Origin of the sequence: Komagataeibacter saccharivorans (genome assembly GCF_004348195.1) — a bacterium.
GTDB lineage: Bacteria > Pseudomonadota > Alphaproteobacteria > Acetobacterales > Acetobacteraceae > Komagataeibacter > Komagataeibacter saccharivorans.
The window spans coordinates 2,654,423-2,679,463 of the sequence record NZ_CP036404.1 but is presented as its reverse complement, the minus strand read 5'-3'; the positions used below and the strand labels follow the sequence as shown (position 1 = coordinate 2,679,463).

The 25,041-nt window shown below is 64.1% G+C and carries 21 protein-coding genes and 2 tRNA genes; 4 read left to right on the top strand and 19 right to left on the bottom strand.

Translation table 11 applies throughout. The annotated features are described in order from the left end of the window. Positions 1-46: 46 nt before the first annotated feature. The 3 genes from KSAC_RS12350 to KSAC_RS12340 form a co-directional block, all read right to left on the bottom strand. On the bottom strand, positions 47-718 hold the full coding sequence (locus KSAC_RS12350) for an SGNH/GDSL hydrolase family protein (RefSeq protein ID WP_102324655.1): 672 nt from the start codon (positions 716-718) through the stop codon (positions 47-49). Positions 719-1,355: 637 nt separating this feature from the next. After that, positions 1,356-1,431, bottom strand: a tRNA-Glu gene (locus KSAC_RS12345). A gap of 78 nt (positions 1,432-1,509) precedes the next feature. Next, a complete protein-coding gene (locus KSAC_RS12340; protein WP_132305634.1) occupies positions 1,510-1,857 on the bottom strand; it encodes a hypothetical protein in 348 nt (115 codons plus the stop codon). Between the two features lie 48 nt (positions 1,858-1,905). On the opposite strand from KSAC_RS12340, the gene KSAC_RS12335 reads away from it, so the two are divergent. Both KSAC_RS12335 and rpoH read left to right on the top strand, forming a co-directional pair. Next, on the top strand, positions 1,906-2,877 hold the full coding sequence (locus KSAC_RS12335) for an RluA family pseudouridine synthase (protein WP_132305623.1): 972 nt from the start codon (positions 1,906-1,908) through the stop codon (positions 2,875-2,877). A gap of 239 nt (positions 2,878-3,116) precedes the next feature. Continuing rightward, positions 3,117-4,013: an RNA polymerase sigma factor RpoH gene (gene rpoH, locus KSAC_RS12330; RefSeq protein WP_102324658.1), complete on the top strand. Its 897-nt coding sequence runs from the start codon at positions 3,117-3,119 to the stop codon at positions 4,011-4,013. A 149-nt stretch (positions 4,014-4,162) separates the two neighbouring features. On the opposite strand, the gene KSAC_RS12325 is transcribed toward rpoH, so the two are convergent. From KSAC_RS12325 to argC, 5 genes are all read right to left on the bottom strand, one after another. Beyond that, entirely contained in the window at positions 4,163-5,452 is a 1,290-nt protein-coding gene (locus tag KSAC_RS12325; protein ID WP_102324659.1) for an adenylosuccinate synthase, read from the bottom strand. 83 nt (positions 5,453-5,535) lie between these two features. Further along, on the bottom strand, positions 5,536-6,687 hold the full coding sequence (locus KSAC_RS12320; protein WP_118962476.1) for an ATP phosphoribosyltransferase regulatory subunit: 1,152 nt from the start codon (positions 6,685-6,687) through the stop codon (positions 5,536-5,538). Between the two features lie 74 nt (positions 6,688-6,761). Beyond that, complete coding sequence (locus tag KSAC_RS12315; RefSeq protein ID WP_132305621.1) at positions 6,762-7,934, bottom strand: phosphoserine transaminase; 1,173 nt, start codon at positions 7,932-7,934, stop codon at positions 6,762-6,764. A 64-nt stretch (positions 7,935-7,998) separates the two neighbouring features. After that, positions 7,999-8,082: transfer RNA gene (locus tag KSAC_RS12310), tRNA-Leu, on the bottom strand. A 73-nt stretch (positions 8,083-8,155) separates the two neighbouring features. Further along, the gene (gene argC / locus KSAC_RS12305; protein WP_132305619.1) at positions 8,156-9,091 is read right to left on the bottom strand and encodes an N-acetyl-gamma-glutamyl-phosphate reductase; all 936 of its coding nucleotides are present in this window, start codon (positions 9,089-9,091) and stop codon (positions 8,156-8,158) included. Positions 9,092-9,188: 97 nt separating this feature from the next. Here argC and mazG point away from each other — a divergent pair, with 97 nt between their 5' ends. Beyond that, positions 9,189-9,986: a nucleoside triphosphate pyrophosphohydrolase gene (gene mazG / locus KSAC_RS12300; protein ID WP_110546910.1), complete on the top strand. Its 798-nt coding sequence runs from the start codon at positions 9,189-9,191 to the stop codon at positions 9,984-9,986. Positions 9,987-10,125: 139 nt separating this feature from the next. Here mazG and KSAC_RS12295 read toward each other — a convergent pair whose 3' ends face one another. The 9 genes from KSAC_RS12295 to KSAC_RS12255 form a co-directional block, all read right to left on the bottom strand. Then, a complete protein-coding gene (locus KSAC_RS12295; protein ID WP_102324842.1) occupies positions 10,126-10,962 on the bottom strand; it encodes an inositol monophosphatase family protein in 837 nt (278 codons plus the stop codon). Positions 10,963-11,096: 134 nt separating this feature from the next. Continuing rightward, on the bottom strand, positions 11,097-12,410 hold the full coding sequence (gene hflX, locus KSAC_RS12290) for a GTPase HflX (RefSeq protein ID WP_102324664.1): 1,314 nt from the start codon (positions 12,408-12,410) through the stop codon (positions 11,097-11,099). Further along, complete coding sequence (hfq, locus tag KSAC_RS12285; RefSeq protein ID WP_102324665.1) at positions 12,407-12,691, bottom strand: RNA chaperone Hfq; 285 nt, start codon at positions 12,689-12,691, stop codon at positions 12,407-12,409. The genes hflX and hfq overlap by 4 nt, the downstream gene beginning before the upstream one ends. Positions 12,692-12,818: 127 nt before the next feature. Beyond that, on the bottom strand, positions 12,819-14,210 hold the full coding sequence (gene ntrX / locus KSAC_RS12280) for a nitrogen assimilation response regulator NtrX (RefSeq protein WP_102324666.1): 1,392 nt from the start codon (positions 14,208-14,210) through the stop codon (positions 12,819-12,821). Continuing rightward, on the bottom strand, positions 14,200-16,413 hold the full coding sequence (locus KSAC_RS12275; protein ID WP_243705374.1) for a sensor histidine kinase NtrY-like: 2,214 nt from the start codon (positions 16,411-16,413) through the stop codon (positions 14,200-14,202). Before KSAC_RS12275 ends, ntrX begins: the two co-directional genes overlap by 11 nt. Positions 16,414-16,463: 50 nt before the next feature. After that, positions 16,464-17,915, bottom strand: a complete 1,452-nt coding sequence (gene ntrC / locus KSAC_RS12270) for a nitrogen regulation protein NR(I) (protein WP_132305617.1) — start codon at positions 17,913-17,915, stop codon at positions 16,464-16,466. A gap of 35 nt (positions 17,916-17,950) precedes the next feature. Next, a complete protein-coding gene (locus KSAC_RS12265; protein ID WP_102324669.1) occupies positions 17,951-19,093 on the bottom strand; it encodes a two-component system sensor histidine kinase NtrB in 1,143 nt (380 codons plus the stop codon). Continuing rightward, positions 19,090-20,151, bottom strand: a complete 1,062-nt coding sequence (gene dusB, locus KSAC_RS12260; RefSeq protein WP_207918690.1) for a tRNA dihydrouridine synthase DusB — start codon at positions 20,149-20,151, stop codon at positions 19,090-19,092. The genes KSAC_RS12265 and dusB overlap by 4 nt, the downstream gene beginning before the upstream one ends. A gap of 71 nt (positions 20,152-20,222) precedes the next feature. After that, entirely contained in the window at positions 20,223-20,465 is a 243-nt protein-coding gene (locus KSAC_RS12255) for a hypothetical protein (RefSeq protein WP_132305613.1), read from the bottom strand. Between the two features lie 70 nt (positions 20,466-20,535). Here KSAC_RS12255 and ispF point away from each other — a divergent pair, with 70 nt between their 5' ends. Continuing rightward, positions 20,536-21,705 carry a 2-C-methyl-D-erythritol 2,4-cyclodiphosphate synthase gene (ispF, locus tag KSAC_RS12250; protein WP_102324843.1) on the top strand — a complete coding sequence of 390 codons (1,170 nt, stop codon included), beginning with the start codon at positions 20,536-20,538 and terminating at the stop codon, positions 21,703-21,705. Positions 21,706-21,761: 56 nt separating this feature from the next. Here ispF and KSAC_RS12245 read toward each other — a convergent pair whose 3' ends face one another. Together KSAC_RS12245 and KSAC_RS12240 are read right to left on the bottom strand one after the other, a co-directional pair. Then, complete coding sequence (locus KSAC_RS12245) at positions 21,762-22,523, bottom strand: ATP12 family chaperone protein (RefSeq protein ID WP_132305611.1); 762 nt, start codon at positions 22,521-22,523, stop codon at positions 21,762-21,764. Then, the gene (locus tag KSAC_RS12240; protein ID WP_132305609.1) at positions 22,520-25,009 is read right to left on the bottom strand and encodes an AsmA family protein; all 2,490 of its coding nucleotides are present in this window, start codon (positions 25,007-25,009) and stop codon (positions 22,520-22,522) included. The genes KSAC_RS12245 and KSAC_RS12240 overlap by 4 nt, the downstream gene beginning before the upstream one ends. Between the last annotated feature and the right edge of the window lie 32 nt (positions 25,010-25,041).

The following is a 25,041-nucleotide window of genomic DNA, read 5'->3' as shown; positions in this document are numbered from 1 at the left end:
ATACACCACCCTTCGGCCCGCGCCCCCTGTCGGGGCAGACACGGGGTTACTGCGCCGAAGCGGGTGATTCCGCCCTGATCTTCTCCAGCATGGGCAGTGTTGTCTGGATGATCGCGTTACCCCAGACCTGATAACTTGCGCCCGTGGCGTGAATACCATCGATGGTGTTGACCGAACCGGGTTTCATGAGCTGCGTGCCGTCAACATAGGCGCAGGGCGCAACCTCGCTTTTCAGCAGTTCCGCCATTTCAGCCGCGCGCTTGTCGGTCTTGCCGTAACGCGGGCTGTACTGCCCCCATGTGGGACCAATCCAGATGCACGCGGTCTTGCCGATGGTATAGGTCAGGGTCTTGACCTGTTCATCCACCCAGTCCTTCGACACCGTGTTCTGGCCATAGGCCGCCATGGTGTCGCCCAGCACGACCATGATGACATCCGGATGCCATTTTTCCATCAGCGCGGAAATGGGCGGTGGGGAAGCGGGTTTCATGTTGGGGGCGCCGATCGGCGCATCGCCAATGCGCTCGGCCGCGCCACAGCCGTTATTGGGATTGGGCACGACCCAGTCCGCCGCCGTGGATGAGCACACCCCGTATGTCACGACTTTCGCGCCCTGCTTCGTATATTCATCAGGGAGAATGGAGAGCAGGGAATCCTTGAATGTTACATGGCTGTCGCCAATGATCAGAAGCGTGAGACCAGCCAGCAACGCATTCACAATCCATTACTCCACAAGTTTTTTACGAATGTTAAGCGCATAGCAGAAAAAAAAATATCGAACCAGAGCCACAGCCACCGTGCGCGCGATGGCGGCTGCATCAGCCTTTATCAGCCATCTGCGCTTCTATTATTATGATTTTAATCGTTTTTATTTCCATTTTCACGCTGGCGGACCGATACGAAAACCGGACAGAAAGTTAGACTGGCACATCTACGTGCCTGACAAATTCATGAAAAAACAGGCCCGGCCCCAAAAATAGAGGCCGACAGTCCGGTATTCTTTCTGCCTGTCGCCCCGCGAATATCACAAAAATATATTTTTTAAAAAATTGTCATGAAAAATTATGGAAGAAAGTCAGAAAATATCCATCAAACCCCCGGCGAAAACCAGATCGTTTCGATCTGTTGATCACCACATGCCATGATATGTTTTTACAAACCGTAAAGTGCCGCAACAGCAGTCCTGCTTTCCAGAACAGCATTCCCCCGGCACCTGCACGAACTGCATTATATTTACAAAAGCAGGCAGAAATCCCGCACAGGACTTCAGATGCGCACAAGTGGGCGCATCCATATGCCACGCCGCTATTGCCCGCATAAGCAGGAAGGGCAATATCATTTGCGATATGAAGAATTGGCGTCCCGTACGGGATTCGAACCCGTGTTGTCGCCGTGAGAGGGCGATGTCCTAGGCCTCTAGACGAACGGGACCAGGGCCGAGGCCGCTTCTATGTGATCCCGCATTCCAATGCAAGAGGCAAGAATGCTGCCGCCCCGCTTTTCCGGCTTTCAGCGCCCGATCAGCAGCCGCGCCACAATCCGCCTGGCCGCCGGGTCCCATATGATGATGCGTTCAGCACTTCCTCCACCCGACAGGGCGGCGGCGATCATGCCATCGGGGCGCGTGGTCAGCAATTCAACATGCGTGCCTGCCGGTTCATCCAGCATCAGCGCCTCATATCCCCCTTGCGCTGGCAGCGTCGGCACGGACGCCGAAACCGCCGGACGGGTAGCGGCAATGGACGGATGCATCATCCGGTGCACCAACACGCCCACCAGCACGAGGGAGCCGACAAACAGCAGAACCCCCATACCGATCACCGCCGCCAGCAGCGCGCGCGATCCCTGTTTTTCCATTATGTGCTTTCCGTTCCCGTATGCCGTTTTTTCCGATAGACACATGCCATGACCGACACCGCCCCCCCTGCCCCCGTCATCGCCACCGCCGATGACGCAGGCCAGCGTACCGACCGCTTCATTGCCAGTGCGGTCACCACGCTGTCACGCTCACGCATCAAGTCCCTTATGGAAAGTGGCCACCTGTTACGCAATGGCAGCCCGCTTCGTGACCCGGCGGAACCCGTGCGCGCGGGCATGTGTTATGAAATTCATCTGCCCCCCGCAATCCCCGCAACACCGCAGGGGCAGGATATCGGTCTGGACGTACTCTATGAAGACCGCGACCTGATCGTACTCGACAAACCGGCGGGCATGGTCGTCCATCCCGCGCCGGGCAACGAGGACGGCACATTGGTCAACGCCCTGCTGGCCCATTGTGGCGAGGGGCTGACCGGAATCGGTGGAGAAAAAAGACCCGGCATCGTCCACCGTCTGGACAAGGATACATCGGGCGTCATGGTCGCAGCCAAAACGGAAATGGCCCATCAGGCGCTTTCCCTCGCCTTTGCCGAACGCAGGATCGACCGTGCCTATCAGGCCATATGCTGGGGCATTCCCACGCCCGCCAGCGGATCGTTTGACGGTGCGATCGGGCGCGACCGCCGCGACCGCAAACGCATGGCGGTGATCGCCAATGGCGGCGGCAAGGCGGCCCTGACGCATTACCGGATCCTGGACACCTTCCATGGCGGGCTGTCCCATGTGGAATGCAGGCTCGCCACCGGGCGCACGCATCAGATCCGGGTCCATTTCGCCCATGCAGGTCACGCGCTGGTGGGCGATCCTGTCTACCTGCGCCGCATTCCCGCAGCCGCCCGCGGCCTGCCCCCCGATGCAAAGCATGCCGCGCTGGATTTTGCCCGTCAGGCGCTGCATGCCCGCAGGCTGGGATTCATCCATCCGCGCAGCGGCGAACAGATGCTGTTCGAGACCGCGCCCCCCGAAGACTTCCGCCAGCTTCTGGACAGCATCGCCTGACCTGCTGGCATATTTATTGACATAACGGGGAAAAATCCCTACATTCCATGATTGTTTGCCGGGGCCGACGCCCCCAGGCTAACTGGACGTCCTGTATGAAACTGCCCATGACGGGGGTTTGATATGGGGACGTGAGAAGTCCAGTCGTGCGTCTAGCAGAGTGATGATGCAACCCTTCCGGTCACAATTACGTTGAACCGGATTACCGCTGCCCATCCCTGCAACAGGAGTCCGTTACAATGGCCTCTTCTGCTCTCATTTCCGGTCCCGAAAACAACCTGTCCAAATACCTTCGGGACATCCGCAAATTCCCCATGCTCTCCCCCGAGGAGGAGCTTCGCCTGTCGCACCGGTGGAAAGACAAGGGCGACACCGAAGCCGCGCATAAACTCGTAACATCCCACCTGCGGCTGGTGGCCAAGATCGCCATGGGCTATCGCGGCTACGGCCTGCCGGTGGGCGAACTGATCAGCGAAGGCAATATCGGGATGATGCAGGCCGTGCGCCGCTTCGACCCCGATCGTGGCTTCCGTCTGGCCACCTACGCCATGTGGTGGATCAGGGCCGCAATACAGGAGTACATCCTGCATAGCTGGTCACTGGTCAAGATCGGCACAACCGCCGCCCAGAAAAAACTTTTCTTCAACCTGCGCCGCCTCAAGGGGCAGATGCAGGCGATTGACGATGGCGACCTGCCGCCCGAACAGGTCAACAAGATTGCCCAGTCCCTCGGCGTGCCCGAGCAGGACGTGGTGAACATGAACCGCAGGCTTGCCGCCCCGGATCACAGCCTGAACGCCCCGTTGCGGCTGGATGGCGAGGGCGAATGGCAGGACTGGCTGGTTGATGACAATGACAACCAGGAAGAAACCCTTGCCCAGAGCGAGGAATTTTCCGGCAGGCAGGCCCTTCTTGCCAACGCCATGAAGTCGCTTAACGAGCGTGAACGCCACATCCTGACCGAGCGCAGGCTGAAGGAAGAACCCGCCACGCTGGAAGAACTGTCGCACGTCTACAACATCTCCCGCGAACGGGTGCGCCAGATCGAGGTCCGGGCCTTTGAAAAGGTACAGAACGCCATGAAGGCGGAAGTCGCCACCCGCCGCGCGAAACACGAGGCACAGGCCGAGGCCTGACCCCGCGTTACTTCCCGATAAAAAAGCCCCGCACGCTTCTGGCGCTGCGGGGCTTTTTTTGTCTGTGCTGACCACAGGAGGGAAGAAGCTTCAGGGAATACCGCCTTTTTGAAAAAAGGCGGTACCCAGGAACTTCCATGACTTTCAGATCAGTCCTCGAACGGGTCACGCATCAGGATGGTGTCGTCACGTTCCGGGCTGGTGGACAGCAGCGTTACCGGCGCTTCGACCAGTTCCTCGATCCGGCGGACATATTTGATGGCCTGCGCGGGCAGTTCAGCCCATGAGCGCGCGCCCTTCGTGCTGTCCTTCCACCCTTCCAGCGTTTCAAACACGGGACGGATACGCTGCTGCGCACCGGGGGCGGAGGGGAAATGCTTCGTCGTCACGCCATCAAGCTCGTAACCGACGCAGATCCTGATTTCGTCCAGCCCGTCCAGCACGTCCAGCTTGGTCAGGGCAAGGCCGTTCACGCCACCAACGCGCACCGCACGACGCACCAGCACGGCATCAAACCAGCCGCAGCGACGCGGGCGGCCCGTCACGGTACCGAATTCATGCCCGCGCTCACCCAGCGTGCGGCCCATTTCATCATGCAGTTCGCTGGGGAACGGACCTTCACCCACGCGGGTCGTATAGGCCTTGGCGATACCCAGAACGAAACCGATGCTGTTGGGGCCGACACCCGCGCCGGTACCGGCATTGGCGGCAACCGTGTTGGAACTGGTCACGAACGGATAGGTACCGTGATCCACATCCAGCATGACCGCCTGCGCACCTTCGAACAGGATGCGTGCGCCACCGCGGCGGCTGTCATCCAGCAGGTCCCATACCGGGGCCATGAACGGCAGCACGCGCGGCGCCACGCCGTTCAGGAAGTCCAGCAGTTCCTGTTTGGTGAAGGTGTCCGCACCCAGCCCCTTGAGGAGCGTATTGTGGTGCAGCAGCAGTTCATCCAGCTTCCAGTCCAGCGTTTCCGGCTCGGCCAGGTCACACAGGCGGATGGCGCGGCGGGCAACCTTGTCTTCATAGGCGGGGCCGATGCCACGGCCGGTCGTGCCGATCTTGCGATCCCCACGCGCGGCTTCACGCGCACGGTCCAGCGCGCCATGCACGGGCAGGATCAGCGGCGCGTTTTCAGCAATCTTCAGCGTCTCGGGCGTGACTTTCAGGCCCTGCGCGGTGACACGGTCGATTTCCTTCAGCAGGGCTTCAGGGTCGACAACCACGCCATTGCCGATCACACCCGTCTTGCCACGTACCAGGCCGGAAGGCAGAAGCGACAGCTTGTAGGTCTGATCGCCCACAACCAGCGTATGGCCCGCATTATGGCCGCCCTGGAAGCGCACGACCACGTCGGCCCGGCTGGCCAGCCAGTCAACGATCTTCCCCTTGCCCTCGTCACCCCACTGGGTGCCGATCACGGTGACGTTGGACATTTCATGCTCCTTGATATGCTGCCCGGCGGCGACTGCTGTGCCTGCCGGAAAAAACTCTGCTGTTCAGAAAATCAGGCGAAAAATCAGGCCCCGTCCACCGGCACGGCCTGCCCGTCCACCACCATCAGCGGACAGGACAGCATCACCGCTTCCGCCCGCGCATCCCCATCGGGCGCCAGCGCGCCAACCGTGGCATAGCCCCCGGCGCGCAGTGCCGCCCCGGTTTCCGCCGGGGTGCCCCACGGCAGGAACACCCGCACGCGGCTGGGCAGCGCCGGGGCGGCACGCAGGATGATGTCCGGGCGCAGGGTCAGACCGCAGGCCGGTTCGTCATCATTGGACAGATAACGGCCACCACGACCCAGCTCCTCGCGCTGTCCGGCTGCGTACACGCTTACGCAGACGCCGGTATGATACTGCCAGCCCCGGAATTCCACCGGGTCAACCGTCAGGCGGATACCCGGCACGCGGGCTTCGATCGCGGCGACAGTCGCGGCCAGCCTTTCGCTCAGCGCACGTACGGCAGGCGGCAGGTCGACCGCAGCCAGTTCCGCCAGCGCGCCATGCGCCGGACCCGCCGCATGCAGCAGGCGGATCAGCACCGGAGCCAGTTCACCGCCATGGCGGGCAACGGCGGCTGCGTCCTTGCGGTCCAGCGCGCGCATGAGCGTGCCGCGCACCTGTCCGTCAAACCCGCCCGTATCCAGCAGCGCCGTGGTCAGGGAAGGCATGGTCAGGTCGAATGACACACCACGCACCTGCAACGTGGCCAGACATTCCGCGGCGATGGCGACGATTTCCGCATCCGCTTCAGGCCGGTCGGGACCGATCAGTTCGATACCGGCCTGCGAAATCTGGCGATCCCCCTCACCCCGGTTGCTGGCCATGAGGATACACGGCCCCGCATAGGCAAGACGCAGCGGGCGCGGCACGTCCGGCAGCCGTGTTGCGGCAATACGGGCGATCTGCGGTGTCATGTCGGGACGCAGCGCCATCATGCGGCGTGTATCAGGGTCCATCAGCCGGAACGTCTGCTCCGCCACGGCAGAGCCCGCACCGGACAGCAGCGTTTCCTCGAATTCCAGCAGGGGCGGCGTCACGCGGTCATAACCGTGGGCCGCGAACACGCGCATCAGCGTCTCGACACCGGCGGCCTCGGCTTCGGCCTCGGGGGGGAGCCTGTCCACGAAACCGGCGGGCAGCAGCGCGGGATTGAACGGCGGATCATCAGTCATATCGGGGGCCTATCGTGCTGCACCCTGCCCGGCCAGCGGCGGACAGGGTGGAGAGGACATGGAAGCGGATGGCTTCAGGCGTGCTGGGGGCAGACCTGTGCGTAGGCCCAGTCAAGCCACGGCAGCACGGCACGCAGGTCGGATGCCTCCACCGTCGCACCACCCCACAGCCGCAGGCCCGGCGGCGCATCACGGTAGCTGCCCACATCAAGCGCCACACCTTCCTGCCCCAGCAGGGAGACGATCTTCTTCGCCGCCGCCGTCTGGCCCGCATGGTCCAGCGCGGTAAACCACGGCGCCACGATACGCAGACAGATGGCGGTGCTGGAACGGTGCGCGGGATTGGTCGCAAGGAACTGCGCCCAGTCGGACTGTTCTTCCCATTCGGCTATGGCGGCAAGGTTGGCTTCGCTGCGCGCGATCAGCCCCTTCAGCCCGCCGACGCTTTCGGCCCATTTCAGGCCGTCAAGCGCGTCTTCCACACACAGCATGGACGGGGTGTTGATGGTGTCGCCACGGAAGATGCCGTCAATCAGCCCCTTGCTGTTGGTCAGGCGGAAGATCTTGGGCAGGGCACGCGGCGCAGGGGTTGAAACCAGTCGTTCAACCGCGCGTGGCGACAGGGCCAGCATGCCGTGCGCGGCCTCACCACCAAGCACTTTCTGCCACGACCACGTCACCACATCCAGCCTGTCCCATGGCAGGTCCATGGCGAAGGCGGCGGATGTGGCATCACAGATCACCAGCCCGTCGCGCTGCGCGGGAATGGCGGCGTCATAGGGCAGGCGCGCGCCCGATGTCGTGCCGTTCCAGGTCAGCACCACGTCGCGCGCCCAGTCGACCTGCGCCAGATCGGGGATTTCGCCGTAATCCGCTTTCAGCACGCGGGCATCGGCCAGTCTGAGCTGGGCAATGATGTCATTGGCCCATGTAGCGGAAAAGCTTTCGAACGCCAGCACATCCACCGGACGCATGCCGAGGATGGACCACAGCACCATTTCCACCGCACCCGTATCCGATGCGGGCACGATGCCCAGAACCCAGTCATCCGGCATGCCCAGCAGCGCCTTCGAGCGCGTGATGACATCATTCAGGCGCGCGCGGCCTTCCGTCGAACGGTGCGAGCGTCCCACCAGCGCATCGGACAGGGCGGAAAGCGACCAGCCCGGGCGCTTGGCGCACGGCCCGGAAGAAAAGCACGGATTGGCAGGCCGTGCGGACGGCTTGGCAGTAAGGGGTTCAGGCAAGGGAGACACGTCCTGTTCGCGACACGGGCAAAAGGGGGCGACACCGCGCGCCGGTGCGCCAGACTGGTACGAGAGAGGGGATTCGAACCCCTATGCCTTTCGGCGGTCGATTTTGAGTCGACTACGTCTACCGTTCCGTCACTCTCGCATACAGGCAACCCGCCCGGAGAGGACGGAATGCCACGGCAATCGGTCCAGGGACGTCTTGCGGACCCGCTATATCACACGGGCGGCGGCGGTTCCAGCCCAAGCATAAGCGCCACATTCTGCAACGCGGCACCCGAAGCCCCCTTGCCCAGATTGTCCAGACGCGCGGTCAGCACGGCCTGTCGCATCGTGTCGTCACCATGCACGCGCAGTTCCATCCGGTCGGTCCCGGCCAGCGTATCGGCCACCAGTTTGGCGCAGGGATCGTTCACGGTAATCCGGTCCGATCCCCTGTAATGGGCCGCAAGGGCTTCATGCAGGTCGGCAATGCGGACCTGACCGGGCAACCGGTCCAGATGCAGCGGCACCGACACGATCATGCCCTGCGGGAAATGCCCGACGGAGGGTACGAAAACCGGCGCATGCGCAAGCCCGGTATAGGCCATCATTTCAGGCACGTGCTTGTGCCCAAGCCCCAGCCCGTACAGTTCGAAGGCCGGTCCCCCGTCACGCTCATGCGCCTCGATCATGCTGCGGCCACCACCGCTGTATCCGCTGACGGCATTGACGCTTACCGGGTAGTCCGCAGGCACCAGCCCCGCTGCAATCAGCGGGCGCAGCAGGGCGATCATGCCGGTGGGGTAACAGCCGGGGTTCGATACCCGCGCCGCGGCACGGATGGCGGCAGGCTGGCCCGCATCCATTTCCGGAAAACCGTAAACCCATGCCGGATCGGTCCGGAACGCCGTGCTGGCGTCCAGCACGCGGGGGGCATTAGCCCCCATTTCATCGGCCATCGCCACGGCTTCGCGTGCCGCCGCATCGGGCAGACACAGGATGACGACATCGACCGACGCCATCATGTCCCGCCGCGCCTGCGGGTCCTTGCGCCGTTCGGGATCAATGGAACGCAGCGTGACCGGCAGGTGCTTCAGGCGGTTACGGATACCCAGCCCGGTTGTCCCTGCCTCACCATCGATAAAGACCGCTGCCTGTGCGTCGCTGCTCATGTTCCATGCGTCCCGATAAAAACTTTCCGCCCACGCGGTGGCCGATCTATACAAAACCTGCGCAAGACCGCAACCAAAACAGGCAGGAAACCACCCCATGCACGATGCCCCGACCGCCCTGCAACGCCTGCTGGACATCATGGCCCGCCTGCGTGACCCGCAGACCGGCTGCCCGTGGGACAAGGCCCAGAACTTCGCCACCATAGCGCCCTACAGCATCGAAGAAGCCTATGAAGTGGCGGACACCATCGCGCGTGAGGACTGGGACAGCCTGCCCGATGAACTGGGCGACCTGCTGCTGCAGGTGGTCTATCACGCGCAGATGGCCGATGAGCAGGGCCTGTTCGATTTCGCCACCGTCGCCCGGATGATCGGCGACAAGATGGTGCGCCGCCATCCCCATGTATTTGGCGACACCCCGGCCAGTGCAGGCCAGTGGGAAAATGGCAAGGCGCAGGAACGTCTGGCCCGCAACCGCGGCGGCACGCTGGATGATGTGCCCGTGGGGCTGCCCGCCCTGCTGCGCGCGCGCAAACTGTCGGCCCGCGCGGCGCGCACCGGTTTCGACTGGGACACGGTGGGCGAAGTCGCGGCCAAGGTGGACGAGGAACTGGACGAACTGAAGGTCGAACTGGAATCGGGCGACCGGGAAAAGATATTCGACGAACTGGGCGATGTGCTGTTTACGCTGGCCACGCTGGCCCGCAAGCTGGACATGGACCCCGAAGCCTGCCTGCGTCAGGCAAACGCCAAGTTCACCCGCCGCTTCACCGCCATGGAACACGACATCATGGCGCGTGGCCTCAGCCTTGGGGATGTGGACGTAAAGACCATGGAAGAAGGCTGGCAGGCGGTCAAACGCCGCGAACGCGCGGATATGATGCCCGAAAGCTGACCTGCCGCCCTCAGGCATCGCGCTGGTAAAACCGTTTACGCTGAAATCCCGCGTGTGACAGCCGGACCGTCCCGGCAATCCAGCGGCGATGCGCCTGCAATCCGTGGAGGAGAAAGCCGAGACTCACCCGGCGTATGTATCAGGTAGGGCCGAACAGCAGGGCGTGCAGGGCGTGCCAGCTTTCCCTGTCCGGCGCATAAAGCAGGCCGCCGCCATGATTGGTCACACGGTAAGGCGTGCCATCGAACCGGGCGGCATAGCCGCCTGCTTCCGCATGGATCAGCCAGCCCGCCAGATGGTCCCATGGCAGGGTGCGGTTGAACAGCAGGAAATGGCAGCGCCCGTCCACCAGCATCAGATATTCATGCGCCGCACAGCGGAAATCCCATGATCCCGCCACCTTTGGCAGGTTCCGCGTCACGGCCTCCCGCACGGGCGCGGGCAGGTAGCGCCAGGAGGCATTGCCCGACATCTGCTGTGGCGGCACGGGGGGCGCAACGTGCAGGCGGCGTTCGCGGCCCCGCTGGTCATGCAGCCATGCGCCATGTCCCCGCGCGGCCAGTACCGCGATGTCACAGACCGGATCGACAATCGCCCCGCCGATCACCTCGCCACCGGACAGGGCGGAGACCATGATCCCGAACAGCGGCACGCCCGCCGCGTAATTCGCCGTGCCATCAATCGGGTCAATCACAAAGGCAAGATCCGCCGACGCCAATCCGTCCAGCAGGGCGGGATCGGCTGCCACCGCTTCCTCCCCCACCACCAGCGCACCGGGCCACGCGGCCTGCAGGGCGGCGGTCAGGTCCTGCTCGGTGGCCTCATCCGCGATGGTCACGATATCCAGCGCACTGGTCTTGGTGCGGATGTCGGCACGGTCAAGACAGCGGAAATGGGGCATGACATGACGGTTCGCCGCCGCCCGCATCATGCCCACCACAATGTGCATGTCCGCCAGTGTGATCCTTACCGTCATTGCCACCTCCGTTATGCGTGTCAGTTCGCGGCCACACATCCATGCACCCGCAGCAGCGGATTTTCCACCCTGCCCCGGTCACACATCGGTCACACCCCGGTCATCGCACTCCGCTCATCGCACGCCGGAACCGGCTACGAAGGCTGCATGCACGTCACGACATCACCGAACTGCATTTCGAACCGCGCGCGATTGGCAGGGGATACACGGACGGTCATGTCAGTGCCGTCCTCCCCGTCCGTCCGGGCGATGACTTCCCCATGTTCGTGCAGCCATGCCATGGCGGCGCCCTGGGTCAGCGGCACACGGTAGGCGACGACTTCCATCGCCCGCGTCATGCGCTCGTCAATCGCGGCCAGCAGGTCAGGCAGGCCATCGCCAGTGATGGCGGAAATGACCACATTGCCCGGTCGGGCGCCCACCGCATCACGCCCGCCCACCAGATCGGCCTTGTTCAGCACCTCGATCACACGGGACTGCCAGTCCTGTTCGATCGTGCCGGTGCGGGCCATGCCTTCAAGCACCTCGATCACATCATTGCGCTGGGATACGCTGTCCGGATGGGCGACATCGCGCACGTGCAGGATGATGTCCGCTTCCGCCACCTCTTCCAGCGTGGCGCGGAAGGCTGCGATCAGTTCGGTCGGCAGGTCGCTTATGAAGCCAACCGTATCGGACAGGATCACCCGCCGCCCCGATGGAAGCTGGATGCTGCGCATGGTGGGATCGAGCGTGGCGAAAAGCTGGTCCTGCGCATATACGCTGGCCCCGGTCAGCGCGTTGAACAGGGTGGACTTGCCCGCATTGGTGTAACCGACAAGGGCCACGATGGGGAACGGCACGCGCCTGCGGGCCTGCCGGTGCAGGCCGCGGGTGCGGCGGACCTGCTCAAGCTCGCGCTTGAGGCGCACGATCCGGTCCCCGATCATGCGGCGGTCGGCCTCGATCTGGGTTTCACCGGGACCGCCAAGGAAGCCGAAGCCACCGCGCTGGCGCTCAAGATGGGTCCATGTCCGCACAAGGCGGCTGCGCTGGTATTCCAGATGCGCCAGTTCGACCTGCAGCGTGCCTTCACGCGTGGCGGCGCGTTCGCCAAAGATATCAAGGATCAGCGCGGTCCGGTCGATCACCTTGCACCCAAGCGCGCGCTCAAGGTTGCGCTGCTGCACGGGCGTCAGGCGGGAATCGATGATGACAACCTTGATGTTGTCCGCCTGGACCGTTTCCTTGAGTGATTCCACCTGTCCACCCCCCAGCAGGGTGGCGGGCCTGCGCGCACGCAGCAGCAGCACGGCCTGACAGACGATCACCAGCCCGATGGAGGCGGCCAGACCGACCGCTTCCTCCAGCCGCGCTTCGGCGGCGCGGGCATCATCATGCCGGTCGGGACGTTCCCACGGCAGGATGACGGCCGCGCGCGTGGCAGATGACGGCACCACCGCCGTCACGACAGGCTGCCATCCGTTACTGCGTGATCTTCCGCCCCGCTGCTTTCGGCGGGCGGTTCGAACAGGCTGACCGGTGTCGCGGGCATGACCGTGCTGATCGCATGCTTGTAGACAAGCTGCGTATGCCCGTCGCGCCGCAGCAGGACGGAGAAATTGTCAAACCAGGTGATGATGCCCTGAAGCTTGACACCGTTTACGAGAAAAATGGTGACCGGCGTTTTCGACCGGCGGACGTGGTTGAGAAACACGTCCTGTACATTCTGGGAAGGTTCTTTTGCCACGGGCAGGGCCTTACTTGATTACTTGTTGGGCGGGTTTACACGGCACAGTCTCGTGTCATGCTACGGCGTTGCCACCGTCCGTATCACAGTTCGTTGTGTAGCAGTCATGGGTGCACGGGGCAAAAATTCATCCGGCGTTACGATCCTCGGATGTGACGCCAAGCTGCTTGAGCTTGCGGTGCAGCGCACTGCGTTCCATCCCGACAAATCCGGCGGTACGGCTGATATTTCCCCCAAAGCGCAGAAGCTGCGCCTGCAGGTACTGGGTCTCGAACAGGTCGCGCGCCTCCCTCAGGGGCAGGCTCATCACATCCTCGTCAGAATCGAACTTGAGCAGCGCGGGCGCCCCTTCCCCCACCGTGGACGGCAGCATGTCCGCCCGGATGGGATCGCCGCTGTTGCCCGGCATCATAATGAGCAGCCGCTCCATAAGGTTGCGCAGTTCGCGCACGTTCCCCGGCCATTCATAACTCTGCAACGCGGCAATCGCATCGCCCGACAGTTCACGCATGGGCAGACCGGCATTTTCCGCCGCACGGTCAAGGAACATGCGCGCAAGTTCGGGTATGTCCTCGCGCCGTTCCCGCAGGCTGGGAATCCGCAGCGGCACGACGGCCAGACGGTAGTACAGATCCTCCCGGAAACGCCCCAGCGCGATTTCGGACTGCAGGTCCCGGTTCGTGGTGGCCAGTACGCGCACATCCACCTTGACCCGCCGCGCGCCGCCGAGGCGCTCGAACGTCTGGTCCTGAAGGGCGCGGACGATCTTGCCCTGCGTTTCCAGCGGCATGTCCGACACTTCATCCAGCAGCAGTGTGCCCCCATGGGCGCGTTCCAGCACGCCCGTACGGCGGCCCGTGCCGTTTTCCCCGCCTTCGATGCCGAACAGTTCCTCCTCGAACCGGCCGGGGGCGAGGGTGGCGCAGTTGAGCGCGATAAACGGCCCTTCCGCCCGGCGGGAACTGGCATGGATCATCCGCGCCGCGATTTCCTTGCCCGTGCCCGCCGCGCCGGAGATCAGGACGCGCGAACCCGTGGGGGCCACGCGGTCGATCTGGTTGCGTACGGCGACTATGGCCGCACTACGCCCCTCCAGCACGGTGCCGGAGCCCGCGCGCAGGCGCAGTTCAGCATTTTCGCGCGCAAGACGGGAGGCCTCCAGCGCGCGGCGCACGACCACAAGCAGCCGGTCGGCCTGAAAGGGTTTTTCGATAAAGTCGTACGCCCCGTGCTGAAGGGCGGCAACCGCCGTCTCGATCGTGCCGTGGCCCGATATCATGATGACGGGAACGGACGGTTCTTCCTTGTGCAGGACATTGAGGATGCCAAGCCCGTCCAGCCGCGACCCCTGAAGCCAGACATCGAGCACCACAAGCGAGGGACGACGTTCCCGGAAGGCGGCAATGGCGGAATCGGAATCCCCGGCCAGCCGGGTCTCGTATCCTTCATCGGCCAGAATACCCTCGATAAGGAGCCGAATATCCGGCTCGTCATCAACGATCAGGATTTCATGCCCCATGGTCGTCCTTTATCGGCAAAATCAACGTCGACACAGCTCCCCTGCCCCCGGCGCGGTCCTCAAGCCCGATGCTACCGCCATGATCTTCAAGAATTTTCTTGACGATCGCAAGACCAAGCCCCGTGCCCTTGGGCTTGTGCGTCACATATGGCTCGGTCAGTCGGGCGCGATCCTCAACCGGCAGCCCGATTCCGTCATCCGCGATTGCGAGCACGACATTCGGGCCTTCATGTTCCAATGTAATACGGATCGTGCCGATCACGCCATCCCCGCCCGATGCGGCGGCACCGGCGCGCATGGCGATGGCGTCCGCCGCGTTCTGCAGCAGGTTCGTCAGCGCCTGCCCCACCAGCCTGCGGTCGCAGTTCACCAGCGGCCCGCGATCGGGCAGCGTCGCCTCGTAGATGATTTCGGGATGGGCGTTGCGTTGCAGGATCAGGGCTTCGCGCACGATGCGTGACAGGTCTTCCACCCGCATGACGGGCTGCGGCATCCGCGCGAACGCGGAAAATTCATCCACCATCCGCCCGATATCGCCCACATGGCGGATGATCGTATCCACGCACTGGGCAAAGGTATCGGGATCGGAGGCGATTTCACGCAGGAAGCGCCGCTTGAGCCGTTCGGCGGCAAGCTGGATGGGGGTGAGCGGGTTCTTGATCTCATGCGCGATGCGGCGCGCGACATCCGCCCATGCCGCCTTGCGCTGCGCAACCTGCAGGGCTGTTATGTCATCAAAGGTGACCACATAACCGTCAGCAAAATCGCCGGTCACGGTGCTCTGCATTTCCGCGCCGATTCGCACCAGCAGCGTGCTGGCACGCCCACCGGCCAGCACGTTGACTTCCCCCGTCAGTTCCCGCGCGCCGTCATGGGCAATGCGGGCCAGCATGTCGGCCAGTTCGGGCACCACGTCGATCAGGGGGCGACCGACGCATGCCGCCATGTCACGGTGCAGCAGCACGCTTGCGGCCCGGTTGGGCAGTTCGATCACACGATGCGAATCCAGCCCGATCACCCCGGCGGAAACGCCGGACAGCACTGCTTCGGTAAAGCGGCGGCGTTCATTGATCTGGTTGGTGGCGTTGACCAGTTCGGCCCGCTGGGTCGCAAGCTGGGTGGTCATGCGGTTGAAGGCGCGCGACAGGCTGGATACCTCGTCATCGCGGTCGCCTTCGGGCACATTGCTGTCCAGATTGCCCTTGCTGACCCGTTCGGACGCCAGAATGAGCAGACGCAGGGGGCGCACGATCTGGTTGGCGAGCATGAGCCCGATCAGGATGGCCGTGGCCAGAACCAGAACCGCCACCAGCGCGAAGATCAGCACGAAGGTGAACTGTATCTTCCCCCGGTTGCCGTTGAGGCGCTGGTAATCGGCCACCACCTGCTCGGTACGGTGCATGTGTTCGAGAATGGCGGGATCGACCGGGCGGGCGATCATCAGCATGAGCGGCGGCGTATCGCCCAGCGTAACCACCGCGCGGACGGTTTTTTCATCCGCCGAATCAAGGATCGCGATTTCGTTGGTGCGCGCCATCAGCGTGGCGGCAGGCGGCGGCAGGTCCTTCAGGTTGGCCGCACGCCCCATCAGCCCGCCGGAAGCGACGACCGTGTTGGTAAACGGGTCATAGACCACGGCCACATCCAGTCCGCGCAGCGTGGCCTGCGAGTCCAGAACCTGCGACAGGGCATCGGAATCATGCAGCAGGTCGCCACCCGAACCCGCCAGCCCGTTCTGCGCACTGACAAGGTAATTCGCCAGCGAGAAGGCTTCCGTGCGGATATTGGCGTTATGTTCCTGCAGATAGCCACGTGATGTCTCCAGCGCTTCGTTCAGCGCGGTATTCACCCGGTCGCTGAACCAGATCTGGATGCCGTAATGAAAGAATACGGCCGCGAACGTGCCCACGACGATCGTGGGGGCCACCGCCACGATACCGAACAGCGTCACCAGCCGCACATGCAGCCGCGCGCCCGCCAGTCCGCTGCGGCGTTCAGCCAGCACACGCCCCACCTTTTCGGTCAGCGATGTCGCCAGCAACAGCAGGACAAGGAAGTTCAGGACAAAGACCAGAGCCTGTATCTGCGGATGATGGGCCAGCGACCGGCCACCCGACAGCACTACGAACGTCGCCACCCCCAGCACCAGCGCCAGCAGGACCAGAACCAGCGCCACATTGCGGCGCACTAGCATGTCCAGCATGCGACGCGCCAGACGGTAGGCGGCACCGGGACGGGGCGTGGCGTCCATGGTCAGCTACCGCCACGCACGACGGGGATATCGAGATCGCGTATCTTCTTGCGCAGCGTGTTGCGGTTCAGCCCCAGCATGGCGGCGGCACGGATCTGGTTGCCGCGTGTGGCCGCCAGCGTCATGGTGATCAGCGGGCGTTCGACCTCGGCTATCACCTTGTCGTAGATATCGCTCATCGGGATGCCGTCCTGCCCCGATGACAGGAAGCGACGCAGGTGACGCTCCACCGCTTCCGCCAGCGTTTCGGTCAGGCCGGTAGCCTCGCCTTCGCCCTGTGCCGCCATGTTGCCGGCTTCGACCAGTTCGGCATCGATGATGTCCGCGCCGATATTTTCCTGCGGGTGCAGGGCAATGATGCGGCGCATGAGATTTTCAAGCTCGCGCACGTTGCCGGGCCAGCGATAGGCCTGCAGCCGGGCCACCGCATCATCATCCAGCAGGCGCACGACCCCGCCCTCATCCGCGTTTTCATTAAGGAAATGACGGGCCAGAAGGGGAATGTCCTCCACCCGCTCCCGCAGGGGGGGCAGACGCATGGGCACCACGTTCAGGCGGTAATACAGGTCCTCGCGGAAGGTTCCGGCACGGATCGCCTGCCGCAGGTCGCGGTGCGTCGCGGCAATGATGCGCACATTGGCGCGGATGGGCGCGGTGCCGCCTACGGTCGCGAACTCTCCGTCCTGCAGCACGCGCAGCAGGCGGGTCTGGGCTTCGGGCGGCATGTCCCCGATTTCGTCAAGGAACAGCGTGCCACCCGCCGCCTGTTCAAAACGTCCGGCCACGCGGGTCGCGGCCCCGGTAAAGGCCCCGCGTTCATGCCCGAACAGTTCGCTTTCGATCAGGTTGCGCGGAATGGCCGCCATGTTGATGGCGACGAACGGCCCCGTGCGCCTGCGCCCGTATTCATGCAGTGCGCGCGCCACCAGTTCCTTGCCCGTGCCGCTCTCGCCACCGATCATTACGGTCAGGTCCGAAGTCGTGAGCCGGGCGATGATGCGGTAGATGTCCTGCATCACGACCGAACGGCCGATAAGCGACATCTGCTCGTCCGGCGCGGGGGCGGCCAGCGGCTGGACCGGAGTTGCCGGTGTCGCCAGCGCACGCGCCACCACCGCCAGCACTTCCTTGAGGTCGAACGGCTTGGGCAGGTATTCGAACGCGCCGCGCTGCGTCGCCTTGACCGCCGTCATCAGGGTGGACTGCGCACTCATGACCACCACGCGCAGGTCGGGCCGGATACGGCGGATACGCGGGATCAGGTCCAGCCCGTTTTCATCGGGCATGACCACATCGGTAATCACGAGGTCGCCCTCGCCTTCCTCGATCCACTGCCACAGGGTCGATGCCTGCGCAGTGGCGCGGACCTGATACCCCCCGCGTCCCAGCGCCTGGCTTAATACCGTACGGATGGAGCGGTCATCATCGGCAACAAGAATGGTCGGCAGCGACATTCGCTATAAATCTCTCAGGAACTGGAATGGGGGCATTACGGGGTCTCGCGGTCTTCCGTCACGACAGGCAGATGCAGCAGTACGTCCGTGCAGCCGGGCTGGCTTTCCACCTCGATCACGCCGCCGTGGTCTCCCACGATCTTGCCTGCAAGCGCCAGCCCCAGCCCGCTGCCCGTTGTTTTTGTTGTCAGGAACGGCTCGAACAGGTGCGGGCGGATATTGTCGGGAATGCCCGGCCCGTTGTCGCGCACCGAAACCAGCAGCGGTAGCTGCACGCGCTGCCCCCCGCCGGTGGAGACCCATATGCCGGGCCGGTAGCCGGTCGTAAGCGTAATCACGGGGGCGGGCGCGTCGGCGGGATGATCGTGCAGGGCTTCGGCTGCGTTCTTCACAAGGTTGAGCAGCACCTGCACCAACTGGTCGCGGTTGCCCCATACGGGGGGAAGGGAAGGATCGTATTCTTCCTGAAACCGGATATCGGCGGCAAAGCCCTGCTGGGCCAGCCTGCGCACATGTTCGAGTACGCGATGGATGTTGACCGGCCTGCGTTCGATCGGACGGTCGCTGAACATGTCCATCCGGTCCACAAGGTCACGGATACGGTTGACCTCGTCCTGGATCAGGACCGCAAGCTCCCGGTCGGACTCGCCCACCGATGTTTCAAGCAGTTGCGCGGCCCCCCTTATGCCCGAAAGGGGATTCTTGACCTCATGCGCCAGAATGGCGGCCATGCCCGCCACGCTGCGCGCGGCGGAACGGAAGGTAAGCTGCCGATCCAGCACGCGCACGGCTGAAAAATCATGGAAGGTCAGGACGACCGAACCCGGTTCCTCCGGCATGGGCGCGCCCTGCACGGTGACACCGTCATGATGCAGGCGGGGGCTTTCCAGCGTGACCTCGTGCTCGACCACGGTATGGTCCTGCGCGCGCACCTGCTCCATGAGCATGAATACGGGATTGTCGGCAGGCAGCAGGTCGGTCAGGCGCGACTGCGCCAGATAGGAGCGCGACATGCCAAAAAACGGCTCCGCCGCGCTGTTGACGTAACCGATGCTGTTATCGGCCCGCACGACCATGACCGGCAAAGCCAGCGAATCAAGCACGATCCGGCCATTGCCCGTTACATTGGCGGGCGTACAGCCACCGGGGCCATCAGAAGGGGACGGGCTTTCCCTCATGCCGCCTGTGCGGCGGCCCTTTCCGCCTCCATGGTGGAGGGGCGTGGCCCGCGCACATTGCCCGCTTCGATCTGGCGGTCATAGAATTCATGGATCATGCCGATGGCGGCATCAACCGCATCCACACGGTTGATCGCGGCGCGGAAACCCGCCGAATCGGGCAGCCCCGCCGAATACCAGGACACATGCTTGCGCGCCAGACGCAGGCCGGGATGGGCGCCGAAATGGTCGATCATCATGCCGTAATGTTCCAGCACGATGGCCTTCTCCGCCGCAAGGTCAGGCTCGGGCACATCCTCGCCGTTCATGAGCGCGCGGGCGACCTGCGCCAGAAACCACGGGCGGCCATAACAGCCCCGGCCGATCATCACACCCTGCGCGCCGGAACGTTCAAGGGCCACGCGGGCGTCTTCCACCGTCAGGATATCGCCATTGACGATAACCGGCAGGTCCACCGCATCAACCACCTTGCGCACGAAGCGCCAGTCAGCCGTGCCGTTATAAAACTGCTGACGGGTGCGGCCGTGTACCGTCACCATGCGGATGCCCGATTCCTGTGCAATCCGGGCCAGCGTGGGGGCGTTCAGGCTGTTATGGTCCCATCCCATGCGCATCTTGAGCGTGACGGGAACATTCACCGCGCGCACCACGCCTTCAAGCAGGCGACCGGCCTGCGCCTCGTCCCGCATGAGGGCTGAACCCGCAAGCTGCCCCACCGCCACCTTTTTCACCGGGCAGCCGAAATTGATGTCGATGATGTCCGCCCCGCGATCAACCGCGATCCGGGCCGCCTGACCCATCGCATCGGGGTCGCAACCGGCAAGCTGCACGGAATTTGGACCGTCATCCGCCACTTCCGCCATGCGCAGGGTATTCTGGTTTTCGCGGACCATGGCCCACGACGCGATCATTTCCGACACGACCAGCCCGGCCCCGAGCCTGCGCGCCAGCCTGCGGAACGGCAGGTCGGTCACCCCGGCCATGGGCGCCAGAATGACGGGCGCCTGCAGGATGACCCCACCCCCCAGATCAATAGGCGACAGCAGTTGAGACGACATGAACCCCGCTTCCCTGCCTCTGCACCCGGCCGTGTTCATGACGGCGCAATGGGTGTGGCAGCCACAATCCATCAATAATGCTTATGATTTAGGCAGAATACCCCCTCACGCCGCCCCACGCAATCGGCTTCGGTGCATTGAAGCAACATTTCCCCGCGATGGCGCAGGCCGCGCATCTGGCGGGAAACCGGCGGCAGGAAGCCAATCGGAATGCACCTTCCCTGCGGGTCATAGATCAGCCGCAACGGACAGTCAGCCAGCCGCCGCGCAATGATGCCCATACCCGAGCGGACGCAGGCCAGCAGCATGACCATCCACAACCGCAGTCATTTATTCCCCCGCGATGCTTGACGCGCGGGCGACATGGCCGCATTGCTCCGCATCATGCGTGTTGCAGCCATTCTTCTTGCCGCAGGCCAGGGTAGCCGGTACAGCGCCCAGACCGCGGCCCCCGTCGCCAAGCAGTATGTCACGCTGGGCGGACGGCCCGTCATCCGCCATGCGGCGGATGCCCTTGCCCCTCATGTCGGGATGATCCAGCCCGTGGGCGATCCCGCCCTGCTGGGCGCAGCGCTTGAGGGATTCGCACCCGAAGGCTGCACGGTCCTGCCGGTCGTATCCGGCGGCGATACACGTCAGGCCAGCGTCAGCGCGGGACTTGAGGCGCTTGACCGCCTTCCCGAAGGCGAGCGCCCCGATCTGGTGCTGATCCATGACGGTGCGCGCCCCTACGTGCCCGACAGCGTGACGCAGGGCGTGATCGCGGCCCTGTCGCAGCATGCCGGGGCCATTCCCGCCGTGCCGGTAGCCGATACCATCAAACGCGCCAGGGACGGCATCATTACCGATACCGTGCCCCGCACCGACCTGTTCCGCGCCCAGACGCCGCAGGGCTTCCGCTTCGGGCTGCTGCGCGACCTGCATCGCTCCGCCGAGGCTGCGGACGCGACCGACGATGCCGCCCTGCTGGAAAAGGCCGGGCACTCCGTCGCCATCGTTCCCGGTTCGGAAGACAATATCAAACTGACCTACAAGGAGGATCTGGTGCGCTTGGAACGCCTGATCGGCCCGACCCTGCTGCCGCGCACCGGGATCGGCTATGACGTACACGCCTTTGCCGAAAACCGTCCCCTGATCATGTGTGGCATCACCGTGCCCCACACGCGCGGCCTTGCCGGGCATTCCGATGCGGATGTGGGCATCCATGCCCTGTGCGATGCGATTTACGGTGCGCTGGCCGAAGGGGATATCGGCCGCCACTTCCCCCCCAGCCAGAACGAGTGGAAGGATGCGGACAGCGCGCGCTTCCTGATCCATGCGGGCGAACGCATCCGCCAGCGCGGCGGCATGCTGGTCAATGCCGATGTGACCCTGATCTGTGAACGCCCCAAGATCGGCCCGCATTCGGAAGCGATGCGCGCGCGTCTGGCCGAACTGCTGAAGGTTGATATCGACCGGATTTCGGTCAAGGCCACCACGTCCGAACGCCTTGGCTTTACCGGGCGAGAGGAAGGCATAGCCTGTCAGGCCAGCGCCACCGTTCTGGTGCCCTGATTTCCATATAAAAACGGCCCGGTTCAGACCGGGCCGTTTTTACTTCCGCGGGGTTCTTACCCCGTATGGCACAGGCGCAGGAAGCGGGCCGCGTCCTCCACCTCCGCCGTCAGCAGGCGCAGGGTCTCGACCTGTTTTTCATCGCGCCCCCATATCGCCATCTGGGTCAGTTCATCCACGCTGGCAATATCAGCGGCGCGCGCGGCTGACAGCGCGCCCGTCGCCACCGCATAGCCCAGCACAATGCTTTTCATGGCGGGCACCATGACGCCAAGGGCGGCCAGCGTCGCATTATCCAGCCTGTCCAGCAGTTCCTGCCACGCCGCCTGCACGCCCTGCGGCTGCACCAGCGGCATGATGCCCTGCGTGACCGCCATATCGATGCCATGCCGTGCGCGCAGCCATGCAAGCTGCGGGTCCCATTCCGCCTTCTGGCGGGTGCAGAGCTGGGCGGGATAATCCGCGCGGTAACACAGCAGCTCGCCATCCACATACTGCAATAACGCCGCCACCTGCGCCGCCGGATCGGGAGCCACGCGTTCGATCATGCTGCCGGTTATGCGGGTCATGGGCAGGTCATCGGGGGCGAACATGCCCCCTTTCTCCCCGCCCGCCTGCGCCCATTCCGCCGCAATGGCTTCAGCCAGCGCGACGGAGGCAACACAGAGCACCGCCCCGCCGGGCAGACGGATGGGCCGGCCGTCAAGTTCAACCCCGAACAGGCCATCCGCAGTTGGGCGCACGGCCGCATCCGTCCAGAACCGTTTGCGACTGCCCGCTTTCTGCGCGCTGGGTACGCGTACGCCGTCTTTCATCATTTCAGGATACCCAGACCTTTCAGCAGGCCAGCGGCTTTCTTGAGATTGGGCGCACCCTTGGAATTGCCCAGAATCGCCGCCGCCCCGCCTGACGTGGACGCATCCGCAGCCCTGGGGGCCGCCGTGGTGGGCTGGGGACCGGGCTGTCCTTCGCGTGCGGCCTTCAGCGTCGCGGGGCAGGGATCGGCAATGGCGGTATTCTTGCCCGATCCACCCAGCAGCAGACCGATGGCGTAGCGTCCGTCCGAACCCGCATCCATCTTCGGACGCGGCGCGGACAGGGTGCCGCCAACACGCAGCGGCAGGCTGGCACCCGTCCCGCCAATAAGCACCTGCGGCACGAGATGCAGGTCCAGATCCTGCGTGACCATCCCCACCGTGCCGTGGCCGGTGACAGTCAGCGCGTTGGTCTGCACGCCGATTGTATCGATATTGGCGCGTCCATCCGCCATATCCATATGCACGCCAAAACAGCGCAGCGCGATCGGGCCAGACCCCAGCGCCCCCCGCGCGGTGTCACCCAGCATCGCGCCCAGCGCGCTGCCGCTGACCGTGCCATTGACCATCGACACGCCCATATGGCCCGTCATGCTGTTGCGCAGTTCGGTGCGGGTATTGCCCTGCGCACGCCCCGTTCCGACCACCTGCAACGCGCCCTGCACCATGTTGGACAGGCCCGCCCTGCTTTCCACCCATGTGGCAGGCAGCACCAGCGTGCCGATCGTGCCGGATATGGTGGGCACGCTGCCTGATGCATCAACCGTAAGCTGGCCCGATATGCTGCGTCCCGTGCCCTGCGCCTGTATCGGGTCAATGGTCAGCCGCCCGTTACGCAGGACCACATGCGTCAGGGCGTTGTGGTAGTCGTCGCCCTCAAATTCCATCTGGCCGACACTCAGCCGCAGGTCCACATCCTGCTTGCGCAGTTCGGCAAAGGGCAGCGTATCGCCAGCAGCCGTTTCCTGCGCCGGGGCGGTTACGCCGGTCGCATCGGCCTTCGCGCCCTGCGCCATCAGGGCATCCGCATTCAGCCAGCTTGCATCCAGCGTGCCCGCCAGCAGCGGCACGCCATCATGGCCGCCATGGACCGACAGGTCCAGCGCCCCCTGAAGGGAGACCTGCGTGCTCTTGACCGCGATATCGGATAGCTGGAAATGCGCGCCGTTGTCCTCGCTCACCAGATGGGTGGAGGCTTCAAGGTGGTCGATCCCCGCCCCATGCGGCAATGCAAGATGCCCGGCGGAAGCCGTAACATTCACCACCGCGCGCGATCCGCCCAGCGTGCCCGCAATCCGCATCGAACCCGGATCGCCCGATACATCAAGCGAAAGCGGCAGCGGGTCCGACAGGTGGGACAGGACAGCGGCCTCGACCTGCTGGAGCGAACCCAGCGTGCCGGACAGTTTCAGCCCCTGCCCTTCCCACTGTCCCTGCGTGCGGATGGTGACGGTATCCTTTGGACCCGGCGCATCGATGGACAGGCCCTGCAGCGTCAGCCCTGTCACATACGGCCCTGCATCCACAGCCCCGGTATCCAGATGCAGGCTGTCGAGCAGCGGCGTGCTGCCTTCCTTGTCCGCCGCACTGCCGTCCACCACCTTCGCCCTGAGCGAGAGACGCCGCACATCAGGCAGGTTCAGGCCGGGCACCACGGCCTCGATCGCCTTCAGGCTGGCGATGCTGCCATCAAGTGCCAGGTTGTAGTCCTTCATGTGATCCGGGTCGGCCACACTGCCCGACAGGGCCACCTGCCCCACCGGCTGCCCGCCCGAAGTGAAGGCGGCGTTCAACGCGACCGGCCAGCCGGAACGCGCGGTGGATGTCAGGTTGATCGGGCCGGTATAGCCCGTCAGCGTGAAGCCGCCGCCATCATTATGGCCCGCGATGTCGATCTGCGGTTTTTCACCACTGACACCGGACAGGTTGGCATGGTCCAGCACGACCTTGCCCTTGCTGCCCGTCATCTGGTCATCCCAGTCCAGATCGGCGTTGGCGACCCGGATACTGCCGATCTGCACCTTCCAGTCAGATGCGGCCTGCGTCGTTGCGGGCTGGGCGGTGGCAGTGACCTGCGGACCAGCGGGGGACAGGCGCCAGTTGGCCTGCCCCTGTGCCGTGCGTTCCAGATGGACCACCGGATGGTCCAGCTTCACGTCATCAAGCCGGATTTCATGATGCAGCAGCGCCATAAGCCCCACCGTGGCTTCCAGCCTGTCCGCCGTGACCATGTCCGCATAAGCACCACCGGCCATGTCGGACAGGCCGACATCACGCACGGACAGCGACAGGCTGGGCAAAAGATGCAGGTCCGGCACGCCCATGCGCACCTGCCGACCTGTCTGTTTCTCTATCGCGGCGATGGCTTTCGTCCGCAGAGCCTCGGGGTCCAGCATGGAGTGGACCATGAACCCGGCCCCACCGGCCACCACCACTACCGCTGCGGCGGAACCCAGCAATATCCGCCGTGCCTTTGCGTTCTGTGCCATATCGCTTCCTGTCCTGTACGTTCCCCGGCGCG